Consider the following 21,171-nt stretch of genomic DNA (forward strand, 5'->3'; position numbering starts at 1 on the left):
ACCACGGGTGGTTAAGCGTCGACCAAAATCCTACCCTTTGATGACAACCCCAAGAAATGCGTGTACCTAGGTGCTTAATTTTAATAATGTTATTTTATCGGTAGCAGTATTGGGTTATAGGCTATACATCTACTCTTACAGAGACAGATTTATTTTCGTTGCCCTTGTTGTCTAGTAATGCCAAAACCATCAATGTAAAGGTTTGCAATGGCATAATCATATCGAGCATTGTATTTTTTTCTAGATAATAAGCCGATTTGTTCTAAACGTTTAATAAAATCATCCAATGATTGTTGAGATGAGTTTTTTACGGTTTTATTCCAAAGGCTTTCTAAGTCTTCTTTTTTAAATAACGAGCTTAATGTGCTTATTTCGTTAAAAAACTCAGAAAATTCTGGATATTCATTTTTAATCGCATTACATCGTTCTACGGAAGCTTGCTTTAGCCCTTCTGTTAATGATGTCCAGCGTAACAAATGATCATTCGGTGCAGTTTTAGGATTTTGTTCTATTTCTAACTTTTTTGCTTCATTCAATAAGATAGTTAAGGAGCGGGGATAGGTATTTTCACTAGAATCAGTTAAACGACTATAAACCCATTGAGCAACATAAGCATTTTTACTTTTTTGTTGACGTAAACCCCACAGTGGCGATAACGCTTTACGTAAAGTTTCTTCATCACTTTCATCTAGTTGATTATCAGTTAAGGGTAAAATGCGGTTAGTGAATGTTTTAAATTTTTCTGAACCGCCAACTGTAAGACGATAAGCCAAACGAAAGAAGTCTTTTTTATCCCACTTTAGCAGTAAAGTGCGTTCATCACCAAAATGGCTTTTATTAGTGAAAACTAAATTACTCCAAATATCTTCACGCAAAAATATTTTAAAGCGAATTTGATAAAGTTTTTGATTGTTGGAGTCATAAGCTAAGCGCATTAAGCCGCCTAGTGCCTCTTGTTGCCACGATGCATTTTCATTTATATCTTGATCTAAATCGTCGTATAGTATCCAAATCTTGACATTTTTTTCTTTAAGAAAAGAATTTAATTCTGTTACTACGTCATAACAAAGCCCACTTAGCTTTGTGTCCGATGCAAACTCCAATAATTTATTCGTGTGTTTTGATTCCCAGTTTTTATTTTCTCGTATATTAAAGTTATACTCTAAACGAGATGCTAATGACTTGTGTTTTTTAATAATTTCTGCGAATTCAGGGAAGTTTCTGTAAATTTGAACAATTGCATAAGCTCGCCATAACGATAGCCAATCTGTTTCATTTTTAACTAATTCTTTTTGAATAATTTCAAAAATGTTAGACGTTGGTCTAAATTCATTAGTATTTCCATGCCCAGATAGAATTTTAATATTATTTAAGCGTCCGCGAGAGCGTTTTTCTGCATTTTCTCTATGCTGAGTAAATAATGTATAAAGAGTTGATTTTCCAGTGCCTTTTCGCCCCCTAATGACCCAAACAGAATCTTCTAAGCATTGGTCAAAATCCGCAGTTTTTTGAAAAATAGTATCAAATTCGGTATGTAATATGCGCTCTGCATTTCGTTCTGGAAAAGATAGTGATTCAATAAATTCTAAGCGATTAGATTCTGCTAATATTGCCGCTGTTTCTTCAACGCCGCTAATTTCAAGTAAATTATTTGCTAAAGGTGCGTAATAAGATAGGGCTGTTTCTACAGGAAATTGATAACTACCCGCAACATTAGGATGATATGGAATCGAAATTGGCTCTTCACCTTCATGCAAATCTAAATAAGGTTTAATTCTTTTTACTAAAGAATCCCCAATAACCCCTTCAGGAATAGGTGATAAAATTAACTTAGCCTGAACGCTGCCTAATTCCTTTAATAGATCACGAATAAAGCATATTCCTTCAGCATTTTGCTTGCTAGGATATAAAGCAATAAATATTTCATCAGCAAGGTGCAATAATGATAAACCACCCCACTCATTTAATCCCGTTCTTGCATCAATTAACATAACATCGGGTTCAAATTGTTCCCAAAGTTCTTGTTCAAATTGATACCAAGGATCTGTTGTCGAGGTGAATAGATGGGCTGTCGATAAAGCTGATAAACGCTGAACATAGCGTTGTCCTATTTTTCCAGCAGGAATAATATATAAATCACGACGCGATTGTGGATCGGTAATACTATAAACAATGCCGGTACGCCTGCCTTGATCTGTGCCACTCAGATGAATTTTTGCTGGATGATTATCATCAAAAAAACAAGTTTGGCGTTCCCATAAATAATCAACCAAACCTTCTTCAAGTAATGCATCGGGCGGGGGTAATAATGTCTGCAAGCCTGGCGCTTCGACATCCATATCAATTAATGCTACGCGTTTACCCGCACGCGTAAGCTGAAAAGCCGTTTGTATTAAAGCGGTGGTACGGCCAACTCCGCCTTTATAAGAATAAAATACGACTCGCTTAATTGAGTGTTTTAGTTTTTTGGTAGGCACTGTTTTGCCAGAAGATAACATTACAATTGCGTCTTGCCATGAGACAGGGAGGATATTCTCTGATGTTTGTTGAATGATTATGCCGTCGTTAACAGCTTCTTCAGGTGTGTATAGTTTGATAATCCCAGGAACTAACCCAGCATCTTTAATCAATGGTTCGATTTGCTCTAGACGTTCAATTCTACTTTTTTCTTGAAATTGTGTTGAAATCACAGTTAGCAAAACTAAGTTTTCTGCACCCACATCAAACTCAAATTGTTTTGGAAATTTTTGATTGAGCGCTCTACGTAATTGTATTGCAGATTTCATCGTATGGTTTTCTCGTTTTTTTCAAGCCAGCCACAAACATAATCAAAGCTTTGTTGCCAATGTTCTTTCGATTGTATTGTATGTGGAATATAGCGAAGATTAATGTAGTCTGGGTTGACTGAACCGAGCGGGAAAATAACATTTTTAAGATGTTTTATAAATTGTGCATCTGTAATTGCTTTGCTGTATAAATCGGGCATCCGTTCAATAGCTTTTGTTAAATCATGTTTTGGATTAATAATGACTTGATCAAACATTGAATCTTTTTTACGTAAACTTTTATGTTTCCATTCACTTATTCCATGATAGAAAAACAATAACGATTTCAATCGACACTCTACTGCAATTCCTCCAAGATGAAAAATGGCTATAGTGTGATCTGTCTGTAACCTAGATAGCTCAAAAACATCATTTTTTCTCGCTGAGTAAGCACCCGAGTAATCTTCCATATTATTTGGTTCTTGATTCCATGTAATTGTAAGTGTTTAATTTGTAATCAGCTTCTGGTATTGAAAATAACAATTACTTTTCAACATTAAAATACGGCGGCATATCGTTGATATAAGCCATATACATGGCATCTGCCATTGTCCACAACACATCCAGCTTAAATTTCAAAGTTTGGATCATGCGGTCTTGTTGTTCGCGGGTTTTATACCAGTCCAGCGTAATGGCCAAGCCGTGCTCAACATCGCGCCGTGCTTCGGTCAAACGTTTGCGGAAATAGTTATAACCTTCTGGTTCTACCCAAGGGTAATGCTCTGGCCAGTTATTTAATCGTTGCTGATGAATTTTGGGCGCGAACAGTTCAGTGAGGGAAGAGCTGGCCGCTTCGTGCCATTCTGATCGTCTTGCGAAGTTAACATAAGCATCGACAGCAAAACGTACGCCCGGTAACACATGCTGTTCAGAAATTATCTCCTCGCGTGTTAAACCAACCGCCATACCTAATTGTATCCACGCTTCAATGCCACCGGGATCGCCAGGATGTCCATCATGATCCATAATGCGTTGCACCCATTTGGCACGGGTTTCACGATCAGGGCAGTTGGCTAGAATATTAGCATCTTTGATGGGAATGCAGACCTGATAATAAAAACGATTAGCCACCCAGCCCTGTATTTGTTTTTTGGTGAGTTTCCCTTCATTCATTAAGGTGTGGTAAGGGTGATGAATGTGGTAGTAATTTTCCATGCCGCGCAGTGCAGCTTCAAATTCTTGTTTGTTCCAGGCCTTATCGTTTTCAGTGCTCATGTGTTATCCCGTTATAAATCAATTTCCAAGCCGTCGTAAGCAACTTCAATACCCGCTGCATTAAGTAGTTTGCGCTGCTCGGAATCATCATCCAGAATCGGATTGGTGTTATTGATGTGAATCAATATCTTGCGAGCTTTAGCTACGCCATTAAGAACTTCAATCATGCCGCCTTCACCGGATTGCGGTAAATGGCCAATGTCACGGGCTCTTTTTTGGCTAATGCCCATGTCCACCATTTCGTCATTCGTCCAGAATGTGCCATCAACCAACAGGCAATCAACTGTCTGCATGGCATTCATGACATGCGGTTCAATTTCACCAAGACCTGGTGAATAAAACACTTTTTTACCGGTGGAAATTTGTTCAATAATAACGCCGACATTATCGCCATCATGGGGATCGTGGCGGTGCGGTGAGTAAGGTGGAGCTTTGCTTTTTAGGGCTCTCGTGTAAAAGCGCAAATCAGCAATAGCGGGTATGGTAAAGCTACTGCCATCAATAGGAATGGCGTGATGATTGACGGTGCAATAATGCGACAGCATATTGAAGACAGGAAAGCCGCTGGTTAAATCTTGCTTTACCATTTCTGAACAATAAATATCCAGCGGCTTGCCTTCGCGCAACATGAGCAGACCTGTAGTGTGATCAATCTGGCTATCCATTAATAACACCGCTTTAATACCGGTATCGCGCAAGCCGTGTTTCGGCTGTATGGCGGGGAAAGCTTCCAGTTGAGCACGAATATCGGGCGAAGCATTAATCAACAGCCAATTATTGTTGTCGGTGCTAACGGCAATAGACGACTGGCTGCGGGCTTTGGCGCTCATGTCACCAGTACGTAAACGGCGGCAATTGTTGCAGTTGCAGTTCCACTGCGGAAATCCGCCACCTGCACCGGAACCGAGAACTCTAATTTTCATGCTGAGTTATCCTAAAAAAGGGAATTTTGAGTGATGCGTGAGCGCATTAAGGTCAAAAAAAAGGGGTTCTGTTGGGAACCCCTTTTTATTGCAAAACCGAAAAGGAATTAACGGTTATAGATGTACATTGTTACTTCAAAACCGAAACGCAGATCAGTGTAGCTTGGAGTTTCCCATTTCATAATAATAACCTCTTTAAGTTTCCAGAATGTGTTCTAGCTTGATCAAGTAAAGCCACTTCGAAGTATACGATGAACTGTTTATTCACGCAACTTTTGCAAGAGTGTGTTTAACTAATCAAAGTCATAATATTTTCTCCTTAAAGCAATCAACGTATCGTCAATATAACAAGAATGCTTCGAGGCGTTACCTAAAAGTGCGTTAATCATCACCTTTGGAAAACCCTTTCCCCACTTGACGATAAGGCGCTATTTTATTGTGCATTTCCTAAACACCGCCATAGACTCCACATGCGCTGTCTGCGGAAACATATCCATCACCCCTGCTTTCACTAATTTGTAACCCATCTCGTTAACCAAAATCCCCGCATCACGCGCCAAAGTAGACGGATTACACGACACATAAACAATCAACTCAGGCTGCCATTTTTTAAAATACGGCAATACGTCCGATGCACCGGCACGCGAGGGATCGAGCATGATCTTATTGTATTTTTGCTGCGCCCACGGTTGGGCGCTAATATCCTTACTTAAATCAGCGGCATAAAATTCCACATTACTCAGATTATTGTGCCGAGCATTTTCTTTGGCATGATTGACTAACGGTTGATCGCCTTCAACACCCACGACTTTTCCTGCATATTTAGCCATCGGCAAGGTAAAATTACCCAAACCACAAAACAAATCCAGCACCGTGTCGTTTTCGGTTAAATCCAGCGTGTCCAATACGCGGTTAATCATCTGCCGGTTAATCTCGTAATTCACCTGCGTGAACATGGCAGGACGGAACTTGAACTCTATATCATGATCTGGCAAGGTATAAATCAGCATCACACTGTCTTCGCTATTCAGTGGCTCGATAGTATCGGGGCCTTTGGATTGCAAACACAGCGCAAGCTCATGTTGTCTGGCAAAAGTGGACATAATGACTTTATCAGCCTCAGTAGGCGGCTCCAATACCCGCACCGCCAGCACACAGTCCGTATCACCAATCGCCACCTCTATTTGAGGAATTTTATCCCGAATGCTCAACTCGCTGATCATTTCACCTAGGGCAATCATCTTCAAACCGACCTTTGGATTCATCACCATACAATTGCCGATATCCGCTAAAAACGGATTACGCCGTTCCCTGAAACCCACCAACACGCGCTCTTTTTTAGCGACATACTTAACGCCCATCCGCGCCTTGCTGCGATAACCCCAATGCGGGCCGATTAACGGCTCCCACAGTTGGGGAATTTCCACCTTGCCAATACGTTTAAACTGTTCCATCAGCAAATCTTGTTTAACCGTAATTTGTGCAGACGATTCCACATGCTGAAAACTACAGCCGCCACACACGCCGTAATGCGGGCAAGGCGCTTCGGTTCTGAGCGGCGATGCGGTTAAAACCTTCACCACTTTACCTTCAGCGTAGTCTTTGCGAATTTCAGTGTAGATAAATTCCACCTCTTCGCCGGGCAAAGCCTCATCAATAAACGTGGCTTTGCCATCGACATGCGCCACACCACGACCATCATGCGTTAAAGATTGTATGGTGACTGCAATCGGCGTAGTCGGTAAAGGTTTTCTTTTTGATCTTGACATGTTTATTTTTGTTTCCAGTTGCCGCCTGCTTGAACCCACCAGCCGGATTGTGCGTTGCTGATCCACTGACCAGCAAAGGTTGATTTAATTTGCGCCGCCCATTCAGGGTGGCCATTGGCATTAGCGATGGCTTTATACAAAGCCATGCGATCAGCGTTTTCCGAAGCGATTAATTTATTGATTTGGTTTTTATCTTTTAGGGCAATATTGGCTGCATCGCGCACCGTCAGCAACCCATCGGATTTTATACCTACCGAGCCATTACCATAAAACACCTGCAAGGTAGCAAAACGATTTTCCATCGTAGCGCGTAAACGACTAATATCCGGACTGTTAATCGATAAATCGGCTTCACCGGCCTGCGCGGATGAAATAGCCACACTAATGGCACTATCGATCATTTTATACAGGCTGATTTGCCAGTCGGATAATTCGGCTTTAGGTTTAGGTTCGACTTTTTTCGATGGTGCGCTTTGTATGTCTTTGATGATTTCATCAGCGACTTTTTCAGCAGCGGCGGCAGGGAAATAAATATTAATGGTGACACAAGCTGTCAACAATAATGCCGTTAAAACAGATATTTTTCTCATGATACGCTCCAATATTTAGATTTTTTTGTCCACGAAAAACACGAAAAACACGAAAAAAATCACTATTTGTAACCCCCTAAATAAAACACGGATTACACAAATTTTCGTAAGTGTTCACTTTTCCTCTTTGAAAAAAGGGGGATTTATTTAAAAAATCTCCCCTAACCCCTCTTTTTCAAAGAGGGGGACTGAATTTTTTACGTGCCCTTCGTGGACAATCTCTAACATTATTTAACAATAACTTCCTCAGTGCTAGAAATACGCCCCAACCGATCCACCAAAACTTCCCAGTCAACCTGCGGATTATAGCCCATCACGTCTATCCTCGGCAGACCGCCACCTCTAATCAGATAATAACCTTGCGGCGTGGTTTCTACACCCATCATCTGACAGACCCCCTTATTTAAATAACACCCTACACCTATTTTATCGTAGCCAAAGGTATCAAACAGGGTGAGGAAACTGCGGGACAGTATATCAGTTGCACCGCCTCCACCAATGCTGGCGATATTTTGTACGGCTTTTTGGCTAATTCTATGGCTGGATTTATCGTTATCCGGCGTGCCTAACCAAGCGAAAAAATGCGTGGGATGCCAATTCTCCAACGTTAATTCTTTAACATAACCAGATACTTTGCCGGTGATACTACCGAAGGAAAATTTGCGGGTAATCTGGTCAAGATCAAGATTATCCAGCACAAAATCGCTGTGGATCAGTGGGTAATCCGAAAACAAGCCCTCGGAAGCCAGATTGGTCAGCGTGATATTGCCATCAAAGGCATTAATGCTTAATTGTCCACCTAAGCGCAAGGTATTGTTATGATAACTCACGCCAGGAATATGGCCGCTGATTTTGCCAGCCAACGGTGTCCATTGCATAACACGGGATAATTTTTCCAGCGACACGTCATCGATCCTGCCTGACAGCGAAATATCCGGCTCTTGCGCCGGTTTTTTATACCAGCTCAATTGATTGACAGCAATAATACCACCCAAGAATGGCAGTTGCGCGGGTTGTAACAAGCGAAAGTTGCTGCCCCACAGATTTAAGGCAACGCTTGCCGCACCAATCGGTAATTTACCTATAAATAATTGCCGCCATGAGAACGTGGATACCTGAGTAGCAAACGGATTGCTGGACCAGTTAACCACGCCAGCGCCATTTTTTACCCGCAATCGATTTCGGTTATCTTTTAACGTCAACTTAGCAAAATTCACCTTGGCATCGGTTAAGACATTTTTAGCAAACACAAACTGACCCTGTGCAGTGCCTTCCAAATTAACGCCTTCGCTGGTAAGCGGATCAAAAAATGGTGTGATATAAGTGGTAAACAGGTTTTGTAATCCCACGCCAGTTACGTCAAAATTAGCGGTGTTCAGCTGTATTTGCTTACTGTAACTGACCACGCCCGCACCGCTTAGCACACCGGTTTCAGGGTGCTGGTAATGCACGTTTTTAAAGCTCACGGTTTTGGTCTTGGCATTCCATACGCCAGTGCTATCAATACGAATAGGCTTACTGGCGACTTCCACATACACCGGATCAACATACAAAGCTCCGCGCAATAGCTGGCTATTATTTTGCCACTGCCAGATACCGTGATTATTTTGCCCAGTTAATTGGCTGGTTAAAGTCAATTTTTCGGTGGCAAACTGGCCGCCGGCATTTTGCACAGTAGCTTCAAGCAGCTTGGCATTCAGCTTAAGTTGCTGCACATCAGAAGCCACGCCCGAAGCCAGCACGTTTAGGTTCGCCGTACCCGTTTTAAATTGCAACGGTAGCTTGGGGAAATACTGTTTCAACTGCGTGCCGTCAATATTTTTGGCATCCATCGCCACTTGCCAGTGTTTATCGTGCAAGGTGGCTTGTACAAACACCGCACTATTAGCCACGTTGATATTTTTTACCGCGAAAGACTGTACGGTAACGTGTTTAGTAGCGCTATTCCACAGCCCGTTAGCATCGGCCATGATGGGCTTAGCCGCTACTTTAAAATGTACTGGATCAGCGTATAAAGCGCCTTTGTTAATTTCTACATGGTTTTGCCAGTGCCACATGCCGTGGTTATTGTGTGCGGTTAATTGATTAACACCGTCCAGTGTGTCCGTGCTGAACTGACCATCGTTACTTTTAATGCTGGTCTTAATAAGCGCTGTATCGAATTTTAACTGTTTAATGTCTGCCGCTACGCCTGTGGCACTCAGTTTAATAGTGGCTCTGCCCTTATCGATGACTATTGGTAACGCCGGTAAATAACGTTGCAATTGCGTGGTGTCAACATTTTTGCCATCAACCGTTATTTGCCAATTATTGTCGTGTGCAATAGCATGTACTTGCAAAGTACCATCCGCTATTTTTAGCTTAGATAAGCTCAGCGAGCTGTTGTGTTTGTTAAGACTAAAAGCAAAATCGGTGCTGGGCGATTGCCAATATTTGGACTGAAGCTGGGCATGACCTTGCCGACACACGATTTCATCTGCTTTCCACGCGAACACCGCGCACACAATGTTAACGAGGCGAATATCATCAAAAGGTTTGGGTAATTTTAATGTGGCGATAGACAGCGCCAGTTGTTGGCTAGCTTGATTAACGTTATTAATACCTATGCTAATGCCTGCTAATTGCCAATCTTCGCTGGTATAGCTGTCTATTTTTAGCGTAGCGTGATTAAAAGCACTGGCCAACGGCATGGCTAATAACAAAATCGCTAGTGCAAAGCCTTTAATCCATTGCATCTGCTTGATGGCAATTAAATGTTTTGTCCACCTTACGAAGCAAACACGCCGGTAGATAAATAACGATCACCCCGATCACAGACAATCACCACAATCACCGCGTTCTCAACCTGTTTGGACAATTGCAACGCGGCATAAATAGCGCCACCTGATGACACACCCGCAAAAATACCTTCTCTTGCCGCCAATGCCCGTGTGGTATTTTCTGCGGCTAATTGATCAACATCGATAATCCTGTCCACTCGATCTGCTTGGTAAATTTTCGGTAAATAGTCTTTTGGCCAGCGCCGTATGCCAGGGATTTTCGAATCGCCTTCCGGTTGCACACCAACAATCTGAATCGCTGAATTTTGTTCTTTAAGATATTGTGATGTACCCATAATCGTGCCGGTCGTGCCCATAGAACTGACAAAGTGCGTGATTTTACCGTGGGTATCGCGCCAAATTTCAGGGCCGGTGCCTTCATAATGCGCACGCGGGTTATCGGGGTTAGAAAACTGGTCGAGAATACGGCCTTCACCGGCGCGTTCCATCGCCCGTGCCAAATCTATCGCCGCTTCCATGCTACCGACTGCCGGTGTCAGGATAATTTCCGCACCATAGGCTTTAATGGATGCGCGGCGCTCTTCACTCATGTTGTCCGGCATGATCAAGGTCATCTTGTAACCTTTAATGGCCGCTGCCATTGCTAAGGCAATACCGGTATTGCCACTGGTTGCCTCGATTAATCGGTCGCCAGGTTTAATTTCACCACGCGCTTCGGCATGTTTAATCATACTGAGCGCGGGGCGATCTTTTACCGATCCGGCGGGATTATTGCCTTCTAACTTGGCCAAAATAATATTGCTAGACGCATCTGGCAAACGTTGTAAACGGACTAACGGTGTATTGCCGACAAAGGCTTCAATAGTAGGAAAAATCATTATTCGTGTACCAAAATGAGTGATGCCAAATTATCCCACAAAACCCAACAGCATCCTGCGCGGATTTAAGCACTTTCGCTACGCAGCGTATTTATTCAAAAAAATCAATTAGTTTTTACCTGTAAAAAAATTTCAATGCAGCACCCTGTAAAAATTATAGACATCTGCTAGCATAATTTTAAAAAACTACTACGCTTAATAATGAGTAAAGTTTTTATTGCTTTAAAATCAAGCCATGATTTCTTTACACGTCCCATGTAGATTAACTACTACACGCTGTTTATATGCAATGGCCTTTAACGTATAAATACCCTCACCCTCCCGTTTTGCTATGAATACTAATACCCATATATTTCTTGCTTCCTCCAATGTCTTGACACAAATTGATGTCAAAGATCTACAAATCGGCATGTATGTTTCTAAACTGGATAAACCTTGGCTGGAAAGTACGTTTTTATTCCAAGGCTTTGAACTTATGAACCAAGAAGACATAATCGCAATTAAAAACGAATGTTCGTACGTTTTTATTGATACTGAAAAACAAAATAAATTTCGCCACTCCGATTTTTCCGATATTCAAGAATCAAAATCTGAGCGTGAAAGCTATAAAAAACGCTCTAGCTTTAACAAAGAAATAGACCGCGCCAAAGATACGTACCAAAAAACCAGTTCTTTAGTGAAAGGTTTTATGGACGGTGTTGCCTTAGGCCGTGGTATTAATGTCGAGATTGCTAAAAAAGCGGTGGCAGAATGCGTTGAATGCGTACTTAAATCACCGGATGCCATACTGTGGATGACGCAACTTAAAAACAGAGACATCTACACCGCGCAGCACAGTATGAACGTGTGTTTGCTGGCTATTTTATTAGGCCGACAAGTTAATTTATCCATAGAAGAACTCAACCAGCTCGGCTTATGCGGCATGATGCACGACATGGGAAAAATGCTCGTGCCCTTAGAGGTACTCAATAAACCCGGCAGATTAGATGAGCTGGAATTAGCCTGGATGAAAAAACACCCCGAATTTGGACGCAATTTGTTAATAAAAAGCAAAGATATGTACGGCGGTGCCATTGACGTTGCCTACAGTCACCATGAACGTATAGATGGCGGTGGCTATCCGCGTGGTTTAAAAGGCGAACACTTATCTCCAGAAACCCGTATGGTGACTATTGTTGATATGTACGATGCCATGACCAGTGATCGTGTGTATCAAAAAGGCCGCACGCACCGCGATGCGATTGATGACATGCTTAAAATGCGCGGCAGCCATCTTGATGCCGGTTATTTAATTAAGTTTATTGAGGCTTTGGGCTTATATCCTGCGGGAAGCATTGTAGAAATGAGCAATGGTGAAGTGGGTATTGTGATTGAAGTTGATGCAAGCCATCAACTTAAACCCAAGGTACTTTTGTGTCTTAATGAAGATAAAAAACCGCAAACGCCCAGAACAGTTGATTTATTAAAGCTGGATTTGGATGCTTTCGGTAAAACGTATAAAATTAAAAAAATTGTTAATAGCAGTGATTATGGCATCAGCAACGAGACGATTGACAAGTATTTACGTATTGCACTCAGTACACAGGAATAATAGAATGATCCGATAAATTTGTACGATTTTATGGGGTTGGTGTTGGATGTGATTAAAAGTACGGGGAATTTGTAAAATATCATATGCTAGCAATATTCCCCAATTTACCCTTATCATTTAGCGTTATAGGGCGGAATAGTGGTAGCGTATTCCGCCGTTATGCAATATCTAAAACATAGGGCGCATTACGCTACCGTTAATGCGCCCTATGAATCCCCGCACTTTTAATCACACCCGCTGGTGTTTGTCGTAACATTTTTGTTTGGTATTAATTTAGCGACTAAACTACCCGTAAACAAAAAAGCCAAACCAAATGCCAACGCCAAGAAAACTACTGATTATGTTGTTTCATATAATCAAACAGCGCTTTGTTAATCATATAGTGGTAGTCATGGCTGCTTTGAGCTTTAAACCAAGCTAAAATTTCGCTATCTATATTTACGCTCGTTTTTGGGTTATGTTTCGAATAGAAACGTCCAACAACTGCATTTTCCCAATTAATTTGTTCTGGAATGTCGCTAGTATCAATGGCTTCATCTGATAAAAGTGCCAATTGATTTATTTCTTTTGTCTGTTCTTTAGTGCGCTTTTTCATAACAGTATCTCTCGTGCTTAGGAACGCGCACGAAATAACTTGAGCAAGTTCATGCTTCGACAGGCTCAGCACGAACGGTGGTGGCGTTTAAGTTGTTCAAGTTATTTCATGCACGTTCCTTAGTAGCCTTTCGTGCTGAAATGAGTCTAATTATTTCGATATTGTTGTCTTTATAAACACCATGAGCAACCAGAAGCACTGTTACGCCATTTATTACACCTAATGTTTGCCAACGTTCCTCACCGTTTTCATGGCGATCCTGGATGCTAATGTGCAACGGATCTTCAAAAACCAGCTTAGCCGTTTCAAAACTAATACTGTACTTGTCCTTGTTAATTGTGTTCTTGTTTTCGTCCCAAGAAAATTTCATTTTGTAATGATTGCTGGTGTTTCGTTTAGCAACATTATAAACACGATTACAAAAGTCTCTTGTAAGAAAACCGAAATAGCGGCTACCCTGTTGTGGTTATTGTACTCACTAGCTGACGGCAAGGGCAAGCCTACGAAGACTTGCCTGGGGCGTTGGTGCATAAACAATACTTTTAAAAATCACACTGTTATAGTTAAATTTTTACGAAAATACGCCGTTTTTTGCAAAAATCAGCAGAAATGAAGGCTACCAATTTAAGACGGGACATCCGTTCGTCCTGAGCTTGTCGAAGGACTTGTGGTTCATGGTTCGACAAGCTCACCACGAACGGCTTTTTTAAAGCTGTCCCGTTTTAGATTGGTAGCCCAAATGAATATTCTAAAATTTAAAATGTTTTTTATTTCATGTTGTTACAACCATGATTTATGCACCAACGCCATGACACGGGTGTAATTAAAAGTACGGGAAATTTATAAAAAATAAAATTTAATGGTGAAAATATGATTGATTACCAAACAGACTACTACGGTTGGACGGTAGAACAGGCAGAGCTTTTGAAAGCTAGAGATTGGCAAGAGATAGATATTGAAAACCTGATCGAGGAAGTAGAAAGCATGGGTAGAAGTGAAAAAAGGGCGTTAGAAAGCCGCCTGATTGTATTGATTACACATCTGCTCAAATGGCAATATCAACCCGTGAGGCGCAGTACAAGCTGGGAATTAACCATCAAAGAACAGCGCTTAAGAATCAGTAAAATTCTTCGTGACAACCCAAGTTTAAAGCGTGAATTAGACGTTTGTTTTTTAGATATCTATCCATTCGCTGTTATCCAAGCAGTTAAAGAAACCGGAATAGAAGAAAAAAATTTCCCGATAATGTGCGAATGGACGTTGGAACACGTTTTAAGTGTTAGGCCAAGCGAAACCTAGCCCAGGAGTCTGTCGGGCTTAAATTCAAGCTACCCAATTAAGGCGGCACAGTTTCAGGTTAAGCCGTTCGTGGTGAGCTTGTCGAACCATGATCGGCTTAACCGTCCACCCTTCGACAGACTCAGGGTGTTATGGTTTGATCATTCGGCTACCCACTAAGGCGGCACAGTTTCAGGTTAAGCCGTTCGTGGTGAGCTTGTCGAACCATGATCGGCTTAACCGCCCAGCCTTCGACAGGCTCAGGGCGAACGGTTAAGCCTTGCACCGTATCCCGCCTTAAGTAGGTAGCCAGAATTAAAGGCTTTGCCGAAGGGTTTGTGGTTCATGGTTTGATCATTCGGCTACCCACTAAGGCGGCACAGTTTCAGGTTAAGCCGTTCGTGGTGAGCTTGTCGAACCATGATCGGCTTAACCGCCCACCCTTCGACAGGCTCAGGGCGAACGGTTAAGCCTTGCACCGTATCCCGCCTTAAGTAGGTAGCCAGAATTAAAGGCTTTGCCGAAGGACTTGTGGTTCATGGTTCGACAAGCTCACCACGAACGGCTTTTTTATTGTAAGTTGATAGCCCCAATTTACACACGATATTACGCGGCTAAGCTCGTCTTTACACACATTATTTTAGCCTACAAACACCTATAAGCCCCAACAAAGCACTTTATATCCGTCAATTTTATTTACAGATGCCACGGCAAAAATTCAGAGATAGTGTAAAAATCACATACACACAGGGCACGCCATCAGCCCATAATAACAAGATGTTACGCCACAGATGCTTTACAACCGCTATTTATAAATTCATAAAACGTTTAGTTTGCAGTACAGCTGACTTAATTAACAAAGCCCCCCCGCCAATAATCGTCTGCTTACTTTACAACACACCACAACAAAACACCACCAAGCCTGTCACAAATAATTACAAGTTATTGATTGTAATAATGTAAAATTTGTTGGCACAGGGATTGCTTTAGTTATTACGAGCTTCGTTGGATTCAGCCTCACACGGTGCCTCACCTTAAGTAACACATTTAACGAACACGCGGCATTGGCTTTTACCAAGCAAAGCAGTTAACGCATCGTGTAACGTAAAATAAAGCATTAACGTAAATCGGGCTAACCCCCACATTTTTTTAACTTGGAGAACCTTTATGAAAAAGAAACTTTTAGTGACTGCCATCGCTGTCGCTTCTGCTGTTGTTGGTACGTCTGCTATGGCGGCATCCACCTTCGGCAACCCAGGGCAATTAGGCAGTTTGTTAGTATTTCCACGTATTGAAGCTGAAACACAAAACTTTGCACCTTCTGTTGCAACCGGCACTGGTGTATTGGCTACTACTACCGATACCTTGGTACATTTAACTAACGACGGCCCAAATGATGTAGCGGTTCAATGTTACTGGAACACCACCAGCCAAATATATACTGGCAAAGGCGGCAACACCGGCACTAACACAGTACTTAACACCGGTACCAACCCAACAACAATTGATCCTGCTACAGGGGTAGTTACTCCAGCTAGCAGCTTAAACTCCACTCCTGCAGAGCGTATGGCAGCACGCGCAGCACTCAGAGAGCAACACGCACAAGGCTTTGAGCTAGTCTTAAAAAAAGGCAGAACCCATTCTTTTTGGGCAGGCGATTTATCCGGCCTTGCTAATGGCGCTTACATTGCTTTAGGTAATAAATTAAGCACTATTGAAAACGTACCACAATTTAATTTCTTCCCTGATGGGTCACAATCCAATGTGGGTGATTTAAAATGTTTTGCCAAACAAAACGGTAAAGAAGCCAAATTCAATTTCTTAACCGGTAAAGCCACTGTCTTTACCTTTAACGATCCATTAAGCGTACCTGGCCCAGGCACTGGCTTACCTACAGCGGCAACTCTAGGACAAGCCCATGAATACAACGCATGGTCTTTTCAACGCTTAGCAGCGGCTGGCGCACCTGGCGAGCTAAAATTAGATGGCAAAGAGTATGACATCTGCCCAATGGCGTTAACCGGTAGCTACATTCCATCTGCTCACCCGTTTGCATCATTTGGCCCTGGCGTGCCTAACGTCACTCAAGTCAGCTTGTCTAGCTGTAACCAAAACCTGGAAGAAAATGGCGCTGCCAATATCAGCTTGCTGAAATATACCGTGGTTGATAGCGCTGGCAACAAACGCAGTGCAGGTTATGAATGTATGGGTGCGTGGGCTGAAGCCGATTTGGGCGACAAATTCCATGCCTTTACTTACGGCGCTCTTAAGGCCGACCAAGCCAGCTTCCGTATCCAAGCAGGCGCTAGAAGCAGACTGTGTAACGTAGATCAAGCAGCGGCTTTTGTAAACAAAACCGACTTACGTCCAACACCGGGCGCAATTGAAGCTGACGTTGTAGAAAGCGGCCTGGTTGGTATTCAGGTTACTGATGTAGGTGGCGCGTGGCAAACCAGCTCTTCCTTAACAGGCGTTGACGTAACAGCAGCATCGGCAAGTGGTTATTACAATTCAAAATTACAAGTCAACTCATTTAAATATTAATCGCATCCACAGCATGCGCTTGATGTCTAAAGGCAGTTAACTTAGATACCTGGGTAACAAAGCAAGCCCATCTGCAACGGATGGATTAAAAGGGGTAGAGACGACAGTTTCTACTCCTTTTTTTATTGCGGCAGATTAGCTTTTTAGGCTACCCACATAAGACAGGACAGTTTCAGGTTAAGCCATTCGTGGTGAGCGTGTCGGATACCAACTTAAAACGGGACAAAATGTAGGTTGGGTTGAACGCTTTTCTCAACCCAACATTCCCAAGGCCTTGTAAAATGTTGGGTTGCCAAACAGCAGGCAGCCCAACCTACTTGAATGTTATTGTTTTTTTGTCCCACGTTAAGGAACGTGCATGAAATAACTTGAACAACTTAAACGCCACCACCGTTCGTGCTGAGCCTGTCGAAGCATGAACTTGCTCAAGTTATTTCGTGCGCGTTCCTAAGTTGATAGCCTACTACCAACGGGGCACTCGTTGTGGGTATCCACTTAAGGCGGGACAGTTTCAGGTTAAGCCGTTCGTGGTGAGCTTGTCGAACCATGATCGGCTTAACCGCCCACCCTTCGACAGGCTCAGGGCGAACGGTTAAGCCTTGCACCGTGTCCCGCCTTAAGTAGGTAGCCAGAATTAAAGGCTTTGCCGAAGGGTTGTGGTTCATGGCTTGATCATTCGGCTACCCACTAAGGCGGCACAGTTTCAGGTTAAGCCGTTCGTGGTGAGCTTGTCGAACCATGATCGGCTTAACCGTCCACCCTTCGACAGGCTCAGGGCGAACGGTTAAGCCTTACACCGTGTCCCGCCTTAAGTAGGTAGCCAGAATTAAAGGCTTTGCCGAAGGGTTTGTGGTTCATGGTTTGATCATTCGGCTACCCACTAAGGCGGCACAGTTTCAGGTTAAGCCGTTCGTGGTGAGCTTGTCGAACCATGATCGGCTTAACCGCCCACCCTTCGACAGGCTCAGGGCGAACGGTTAAGCCTTACACCGTGTCCCGCCTTAAGTAGGTAGCCAGAATTAAAGGCTTTGCCGAAGGGTTTGTGGTTCATGGTTTGATCATTCGGCTACCCACTAAGGCGGCACAGTTTCAGGTTAAGCCGTTCGTGGTGAGCTTGTCGAACCATGATCGGCTTAACCGCCCACCCTTCGACAGGCTCAGGGCGAACGGTTAAGCCTTGCACCGTGCCCCGCCTTAAGTAGGTAGCCAGAATTAAAGGCTTTGCCGAAGGGTTTGTGGTTCATGGTTTGATCATTCGGCTACCCACTAAGGCGGGACAGTTTCAGGTTAAGCCGTTCGTGGTGAGCTTGTCGAACCATGATCGGCTTAACCGTCCACCCTTCGACAGGCTCAGGGCGAACGGTTAAGCCTTACACCGTGTCCCGCCTTAAGTAGGTAGCCAGAATTAAAGGCTTTGCCGAAGGGTTTGTGGTTCATGGTTTGATCATTCGGCTACCCACTAAGGCGGGACAGTTTCAGGTTAAGCCGTTCGTGGTGAGCTTGTCGAACCATGATCGGCTTAACCGTCCACCCTTCGACAGGCTCAGGGCGAACGGTTAAGCCTTACACCGTGTCCCGCCTTAAGTGGGTAGCCAGAATTAAAGGCTTTGCCGAAGGGTTTGTGGTTCATGGTTTGATCATTCGGCTACCCACTAAGGCGGCACAGTTTCAGGTTAAGCCGTTCGTGGTGAGCTTGTCGAACCATGATCGGCTTAACCGCCCAGTCTTCGACAGGCTCAGGGCGAACGGTTAAGCCTTACACCGTGTCCCGCCTTAAGTGGGTAGCCCTCGTTGTTATCAGCTGCCCACTAAAAAACCCAGACTCACCCATTAAAGTAAACACGGTATGTTTTAAAAAATATCTCACTGCTATCAAAGCTACTGACATGATTTATAATACGATACAATCCAACTCATCCTCTTTTATACACACTACGGATAACACATGAAACAAATAACAGCCCCTAACAGCCTAATGCTGATCGTGTTAGCCAGCCTCATGGCAAACACACCGGCATATGCCCTAGACAAAGACCCACAACTGGATGCCCAGCTTGCTCGCTACTGGACAGCACAAACCAAACGTGACTGGAATGCCACATACGATTTATTAGACGCACAAGACAAAGCCACCCTCAGCCGCGCCCAATACAGTGAACTCCGCAACAATACCGGCGTTTTTGACCCCATTAACCCCAAAACCGTAGACCTGGAAATTGCTGATAACTTAGCCTGGGTACTCACTGATTTTGATGCCAAAATCTGGCGCTTTGCTGATGCACCAACTCGCCACAGCCAACTGTGGCAACTGTGGCAAAAAACCGATACCTGGCATCCCGCATCCGAAGCAGAGCGCCAAAAACACCCTGCCCTGCCGCCTAAACTACGTTTACCCAGCGAAGAAAGCACGCTGACTGAGCGGGCAAAAAATGCGTGGTTAGCCAAAAGCAGCCAAGACTGGAAAAGCTTTTACACTAACTTCTTGCCACCGGATTATCGCGCCAGCGTATCGGCGGAAGCATTTTTAAAGAAAAAAGCACAATACCTGTACTCATCTACCCGTGTTGATTGGGCGCAAGTTGTTAAAGCCAAACCAGATGAAGCCACGGTTAAAATTACTTTTGCCATTAAACCTAACGATCCACTGACGGCAAAACTGGACGCACAAGAAAGAAGCGTGATAGAAAGCTGGGTTAAACAAAAAGGTGACTGGTATTTTAATATTCCACTGACACCAGAAGCTGGCAAAATAAACGCAATCCCCAAAAACATAAAATACGATGGAATAAAAAAATGAGACGCATTTACTTCTGTAGCGTGCTTGGTTTAGCGGTAATGGGCTGCACCACCACGCCTAACAATGTGCCAGAACAAGCCACCGCCGCACCCATAGAAGCCTCGCAGCGCCTACGTTATCAACTTAATACACAAGGTTTACCGGCATCTGGTTTTTGGAAAAGCGCCCCTGTACTGGCTGATATTAACCACGATGGTCGTTTAGATTTAGCCAGCCACTCGCGTGACGATAAAAGCCCACGCGTGTGGCTAAGTCAGCCACAAAATGCCTGGCAAGACAGTTCGCAAGGCTTAAGCCAAAGCAACGACACCTGCGGCGGCGGCTTAAAAATAGGCGACATTAATAAAGACAGCTTTTTAGATTTGGCCATTGCTGACCATTGTGCAGGGGTTCTGGTTTATCTGGGTAATAAACAAAACACCTGGCAACTAGCCAAACAACTCAACTCAGAAGCGCAACAAAAAACCGCCGCAATTAACCCTGGCTTAAACGTTTTAAACGGTGCGGCAGACTTGGCTCTGGGAGACATTAACGAGGATGGCTTGTTAGACATAGTGTCTGCTGCGGCTGATGAAGGCGGTTTTACCGTCTATTTAGGCAAAAGCAACGGCAAAAAATGGCGAGAAACCAAAAGTGACGGTCTGCCCAGCATACAAGACCCTGGCAATGAAGACTCTAATGCAGGCTGGGCGGTAGACGTACAACTGCACGACATTAACAATGACAAACATCTGGATATTGTCGCAAGCTATTATAACGGCCCACGCGTATGGCTAGGCGACGGCAAAGGCCAATGGCAACCTAAATCTATTGGCCTGCCAATAACCACTATGCAAGGCACGTACCGCAGACTGGCAGTCGCCGACATAAATGCTGACGGCCTAAAAGACTTTGCAATCGCTAATGATATTGGCGGTGCAGAAGCTTATTTGCAAAATGCTGATGGCAGTTGGAAAAAATCCACCGATATATTACCCGCTCTTAAAGCAGGCGCAACTGCCATCGCGTTAGGTGATATGGATGGTGATGGCCATATTGATGCGGTCATTGGTGGCCGACTGGATGGAATAGACGACACGCCCGCTGGCCTGCACATTGTTTTAGGCGACGGCAAAGGCCAATGGCACTACGAACAAGGCACACAATTACCCGCAAGCGGTATTGATGAAGTATGGGGACTGGCGCTAAGTGATTTAAATGGCGATCAACGGTTGGATATTGTAGCAAGCACCGGTTACACAGCCCGCCCGTCTAAAAACAATCCCAAAAAACCCAACGATATCAAACTACCCAGTATGCAAGTCTGGTTAAGCCAGCCGGTTAACACGTCGGTGGCAACACCTCAAAAATAGTATGTATTCACCTCCCCCTTTGAAAAAGGCACTG

Annotated in this window: 17 protein-coding genes; 5 read left to right on the plus strand and 12 right to left on the minus strand. The window is 43.6% G+C overall.

Annotation, left to right across the window (positions count from 1 at the left end):
* Nucleotides 1–149: 149 nt before the first annotated feature.
* From CRENPOLYSF2_RS12275 to cysM, 9 genes are all read right to left on the minus strand, one after another.
* On the minus strand, nt 150–2,786 hold the full coding sequence (locus CRENPOLYSF2_RS12275) for a P-loop ATPase, Sll1717 family (protein ID WP_087144241.1): 2,637 nt from the start codon (nt 2,784–2,786) through the stop codon (nt 150–152).
* Nucleotides 2,783–3,235, minus strand: a complete 453-nt coding sequence (locus CRENPOLYSF2_RS12280; RefSeq protein ID WP_087144242.1) for a hypothetical protein — start codon at nt 3,233–3,235, stop codon at nt 2,783–2,785. The genes CRENPOLYSF2_RS12275 and CRENPOLYSF2_RS12280 overlap by 4 nt, the downstream gene beginning before the upstream one ends.
* A gap of 73 nt (nt 3,236–3,308) precedes the next feature.
* On the minus strand, nt 3,309–4,040 hold the full coding sequence (gene pqqC / locus CRENPOLYSF2_RS12285; protein ID WP_087144243.1) for a pyrroloquinoline-quinone synthase PqqC: 732 nt from the start codon (nt 4,038–4,040) through the stop codon (nt 3,309–3,311).
* Nucleotides 4,041–4,051: 11 nt separating this feature from the next.
* Nucleotides 4,052–4,963 (minus strand): pyrroloquinoline quinone biosynthesis protein PqqB, encoded by a 912-nt coding sequence (gene pqqB, locus CRENPOLYSF2_RS12290; protein ID WP_087144244.1) that lies wholly within the window; start codon nt 4,961–4,963, stop codon nt 4,052–4,054.
* A 107-nt stretch (nt 4,964–5,070) separates the two neighbouring features.
* Complete coding sequence (gene pqqA, locus CRENPOLYSF2_RS12295) at nt 5,071–5,145, minus strand: pyrroloquinoline quinone precursor peptide PqqA (protein WP_006892363.1); 75 nt, start codon at nt 5,143–5,145, stop codon at nt 5,071–5,073.
* A gap of 246 nt (nt 5,146–5,391) precedes the next feature.
* Entirely contained in the window at nt 5,392–6,732 is a 1,341-nt protein-coding gene (gene rlmD / locus CRENPOLYSF2_RS12300) for a 23S rRNA (uracil(1939)-C(5))-methyltransferase RlmD (RefSeq protein WP_087144245.1), read from the minus strand.
* Between the two features lie 2 nt (nt 6,733–6,734).
* Entirely contained in the window at nt 6,735–7,322 is a 588-nt protein-coding gene (locus CRENPOLYSF2_RS12305; protein WP_087144246.1) for a YdbL family probable chaperone protein, read from the minus strand.
* A gap of 227 nt (nt 7,323–7,549) precedes the next feature.
* Nucleotides 7,550–10,057, minus strand: a complete 2,508-nt coding sequence (locus CRENPOLYSF2_RS12310; protein ID WP_087144247.1) for a hypothetical protein — start codon at nt 10,055–10,057, stop codon at nt 7,550–7,552.
* 32 nt (nt 10,058–10,089) lie between these two features.
* On the minus strand, nt 10,090–10,980 hold the full coding sequence (cysM, locus tag CRENPOLYSF2_RS12315) for a cysteine synthase CysM (RefSeq protein WP_176371116.1): 891 nt from the start codon (nt 10,978–10,980) through the stop codon (nt 10,090–10,092).
* A 331-nt stretch (nt 10,981–11,311) separates the two neighbouring features.
* On the opposite strand from cysM, the gene CRENPOLYSF2_RS12320 reads away from it, so the two are divergent.
* Nucleotides 11,312–12,571, plus strand: coding sequence for a cyclic di-GMP phosphodiesterase (locus tag CRENPOLYSF2_RS12320; protein ID WP_087144248.1), 1,260 nt, complete (start codon nt 11,312–11,314; stop codon nt 12,569–12,571).
* A gap of 331 nt (nt 12,572–12,902) precedes the next feature.
* On the opposite strand, the gene CRENPOLYSF2_RS12325 is transcribed toward CRENPOLYSF2_RS12320, so the two are convergent.
* A complete protein-coding gene (locus CRENPOLYSF2_RS12325) occupies nt 12,903–13,166 on the minus strand; it encodes a hypothetical protein (RefSeq protein ID WP_087144249.1) in 264 nt (87 codons plus the stop codon).
* Nucleotides 13,167–13,272: 106 nt separating this feature from the next.
* Nucleotides 13,273–13,536, minus strand: a complete 264-nt coding sequence (locus CRENPOLYSF2_RS12330; protein ID WP_087144250.1) for a BrnT family toxin — start codon at nt 13,534–13,536, stop codon at nt 13,273–13,275.
* A 500-nt stretch (nt 13,537–14,036) separates the two neighbouring features.
* Here CRENPOLYSF2_RS12330 and CRENPOLYSF2_RS12335 point away from each other — a divergent pair, with 500 nt between their 5' ends.
* Both CRENPOLYSF2_RS12335 and CRENPOLYSF2_RS12340 read left to right on the plus strand, forming a co-directional pair.
* On the plus strand, nt 14,037–14,465 hold the full coding sequence (locus tag CRENPOLYSF2_RS12335) for a DUF29 domain-containing protein (protein ID WP_087144251.1): 429 nt from the start codon (nt 14,037–14,039) through the stop codon (nt 14,463–14,465).
* A gap of 1,146 nt (nt 14,466–15,611) precedes the next feature.
* Nucleotides 15,612–16,988 carry a hypothetical protein gene (locus tag CRENPOLYSF2_RS12340; RefSeq protein WP_087144252.1) on the plus strand — a complete coding sequence of 459 codons (1,377 nt, stop codon included), beginning with the start codon at nt 15,612–15,614 and terminating at the stop codon, nt 16,986–16,988.
* Nucleotides 16,989–17,413: 425 nt separating this feature from the next.
* On the opposite strand, the gene CRENPOLYSF2_RS12345 is transcribed toward CRENPOLYSF2_RS12340, so the two are convergent.
* Complete coding sequence (locus CRENPOLYSF2_RS12345) at nt 17,414–17,653, minus strand: hypothetical protein (protein ID WP_087144253.1); 240 nt, start codon at nt 17,651–17,653, stop codon at nt 17,414–17,416.
* A 1,280-nt stretch (nt 17,654–18,933) separates the two neighbouring features.
* On the opposite strand from CRENPOLYSF2_RS12345, the gene CRENPOLYSF2_RS12350 reads away from it, so the two are divergent.
* Nucleotides 18,934–19,785 (plus strand): hypothetical protein, encoded by an 852-nt coding sequence (locus CRENPOLYSF2_RS12350; RefSeq protein WP_087144254.1) that lies wholly within the window; start codon nt 18,934–18,936, stop codon nt 19,783–19,785.
* The gene (locus tag CRENPOLYSF2_RS12355; RefSeq protein ID WP_087144255.1) at nt 19,782–21,137 is read left to right on the plus strand and encodes an FG-GAP repeat domain-containing protein; all 1,356 of its coding nucleotides are present in this window, start codon (nt 19,782–19,784) and stop codon (nt 21,135–21,137) included. Before CRENPOLYSF2_RS12350 ends, CRENPOLYSF2_RS12355 begins: the two co-directional genes overlap by 4 nt.
* Nucleotides 21,138–21,171: the final 34 nt, after the last annotated feature.

This window comes from Crenothrix polyspora, assembly GCF_900163755.1.
Classification (GTDB): Bacteria; Pseudomonadota; Gammaproteobacteria; order Methylococcales; family Methylomonadaceae; genus Crenothrix; species Crenothrix polyspora.

What these genes read in the sequence shown, in the direction of transcription:
- CRENPOLYSF2_RS12325 (WP_087144249.1), bottom strand. Translation starts at nt 13,166, where the DNA reads ATGAAAAAGCGCACTAAAGAACAGACAAAAGAAATAAATCAATTGGCA.
- CRENPOLYSF2_RS12280 (WP_087144242.1), bottom strand. Translation starts at nt 3,235, where the DNA reads ATGGAAGATTACTCGGGTGCTTACTCAGCGAGAAAAAATGATGTTTTT.
- CRENPOLYSF2_RS12350 (WP_087144254.1), top strand. Translation starts at nt 18,934, where the DNA reads ATGAAACAAATAACAGCCCCTAACAGCCTAATGCTGATCGTGTTAGCC.
- pqqC (WP_087144243.1), bottom strand. Translation starts at nt 4,040, where the DNA reads ATGAGCACTGAAAACGATAAGGCCTGGAACAAACAAGAATTTGAAGCT.
- CRENPOLYSF2_RS12305 (WP_087144246.1), bottom strand. Translation starts at nt 7,322, where the DNA reads ATGAGAAAAATATCTGTTTTAACGGCATTATTGTTGACAGCTTGTGTC.
- CRENPOLYSF2_RS12340 (WP_087144252.1), top strand. Translation starts at nt 15,612, where the DNA reads ATGAAAAAGAAACTTTTAGTGACTGCCATCGCTGTCGCTTCTGCTGTT.
- CRENPOLYSF2_RS12320 (WP_087144248.1), top strand. Translation starts at nt 11,312, where the DNA reads ATGAATACTAATACCCATATATTTCTTGCTTCCTCCAATGTCTTGACA.
- CRENPOLYSF2_RS12345 (WP_087144253.1), bottom strand. Translation starts at nt 17,653, where the DNA reads ATGAACCACAACCCTTCGGCAAAGCCTTTAATTCTGGCTACCTACTTA.
- cysM (WP_176371116.1), bottom strand. Translation starts at nt 10,980, where the DNA reads ATGATTTTTCCTACTATTGAAGCCTTTGTCGGCAATACACCGTTAGTC.
- CRENPOLYSF2_RS12330 (WP_087144250.1), bottom strand. Translation starts at nt 13,536, where the DNA reads ATGAAATTTTCTTGGGACGAAAACAAGAACACAATTAACAAGGACAAG.
- rlmD (WP_087144245.1), bottom strand. Translation starts at nt 6,732, where the DNA reads ATGTCAAGATCAAAAAGAAAACCTTTACCGACTACGCCGATTGCAGTC.
- CRENPOLYSF2_RS12335 (WP_087144251.1), top strand. Translation starts at nt 14,037, where the DNA reads ATGATTGATTACCAAACAGACTACTACGGTTGGACGGTAGAACAGGCA.
- CRENPOLYSF2_RS12355 (WP_087144255.1), top strand. Translation starts at nt 19,782, where the DNA reads ATGAGACGCATTTACTTCTGTAGCGTGCTTGGTTTAGCGGTAATGGGC.
- CRENPOLYSF2_RS12310 (WP_087144247.1), bottom strand. Translation starts at nt 10,057, where the DNA reads ATGCAATGGATTAAAGGCTTTGCACTAGCGATTTTGTTATTAGCCATG.
- CRENPOLYSF2_RS12275 (WP_087144241.1), bottom strand. Translation starts at nt 2,786, where the DNA reads ATGAAATCTGCAATACAATTACGTAGAGCGCTCAATCAAAAATTTCCA.
- pqqB (WP_087144244.1), bottom strand. Translation starts at nt 4,963, where the DNA reads ATGAAAATTAGAGTTCTCGGTTCCGGTGCAGGTGGCGGATTTCCGCAG.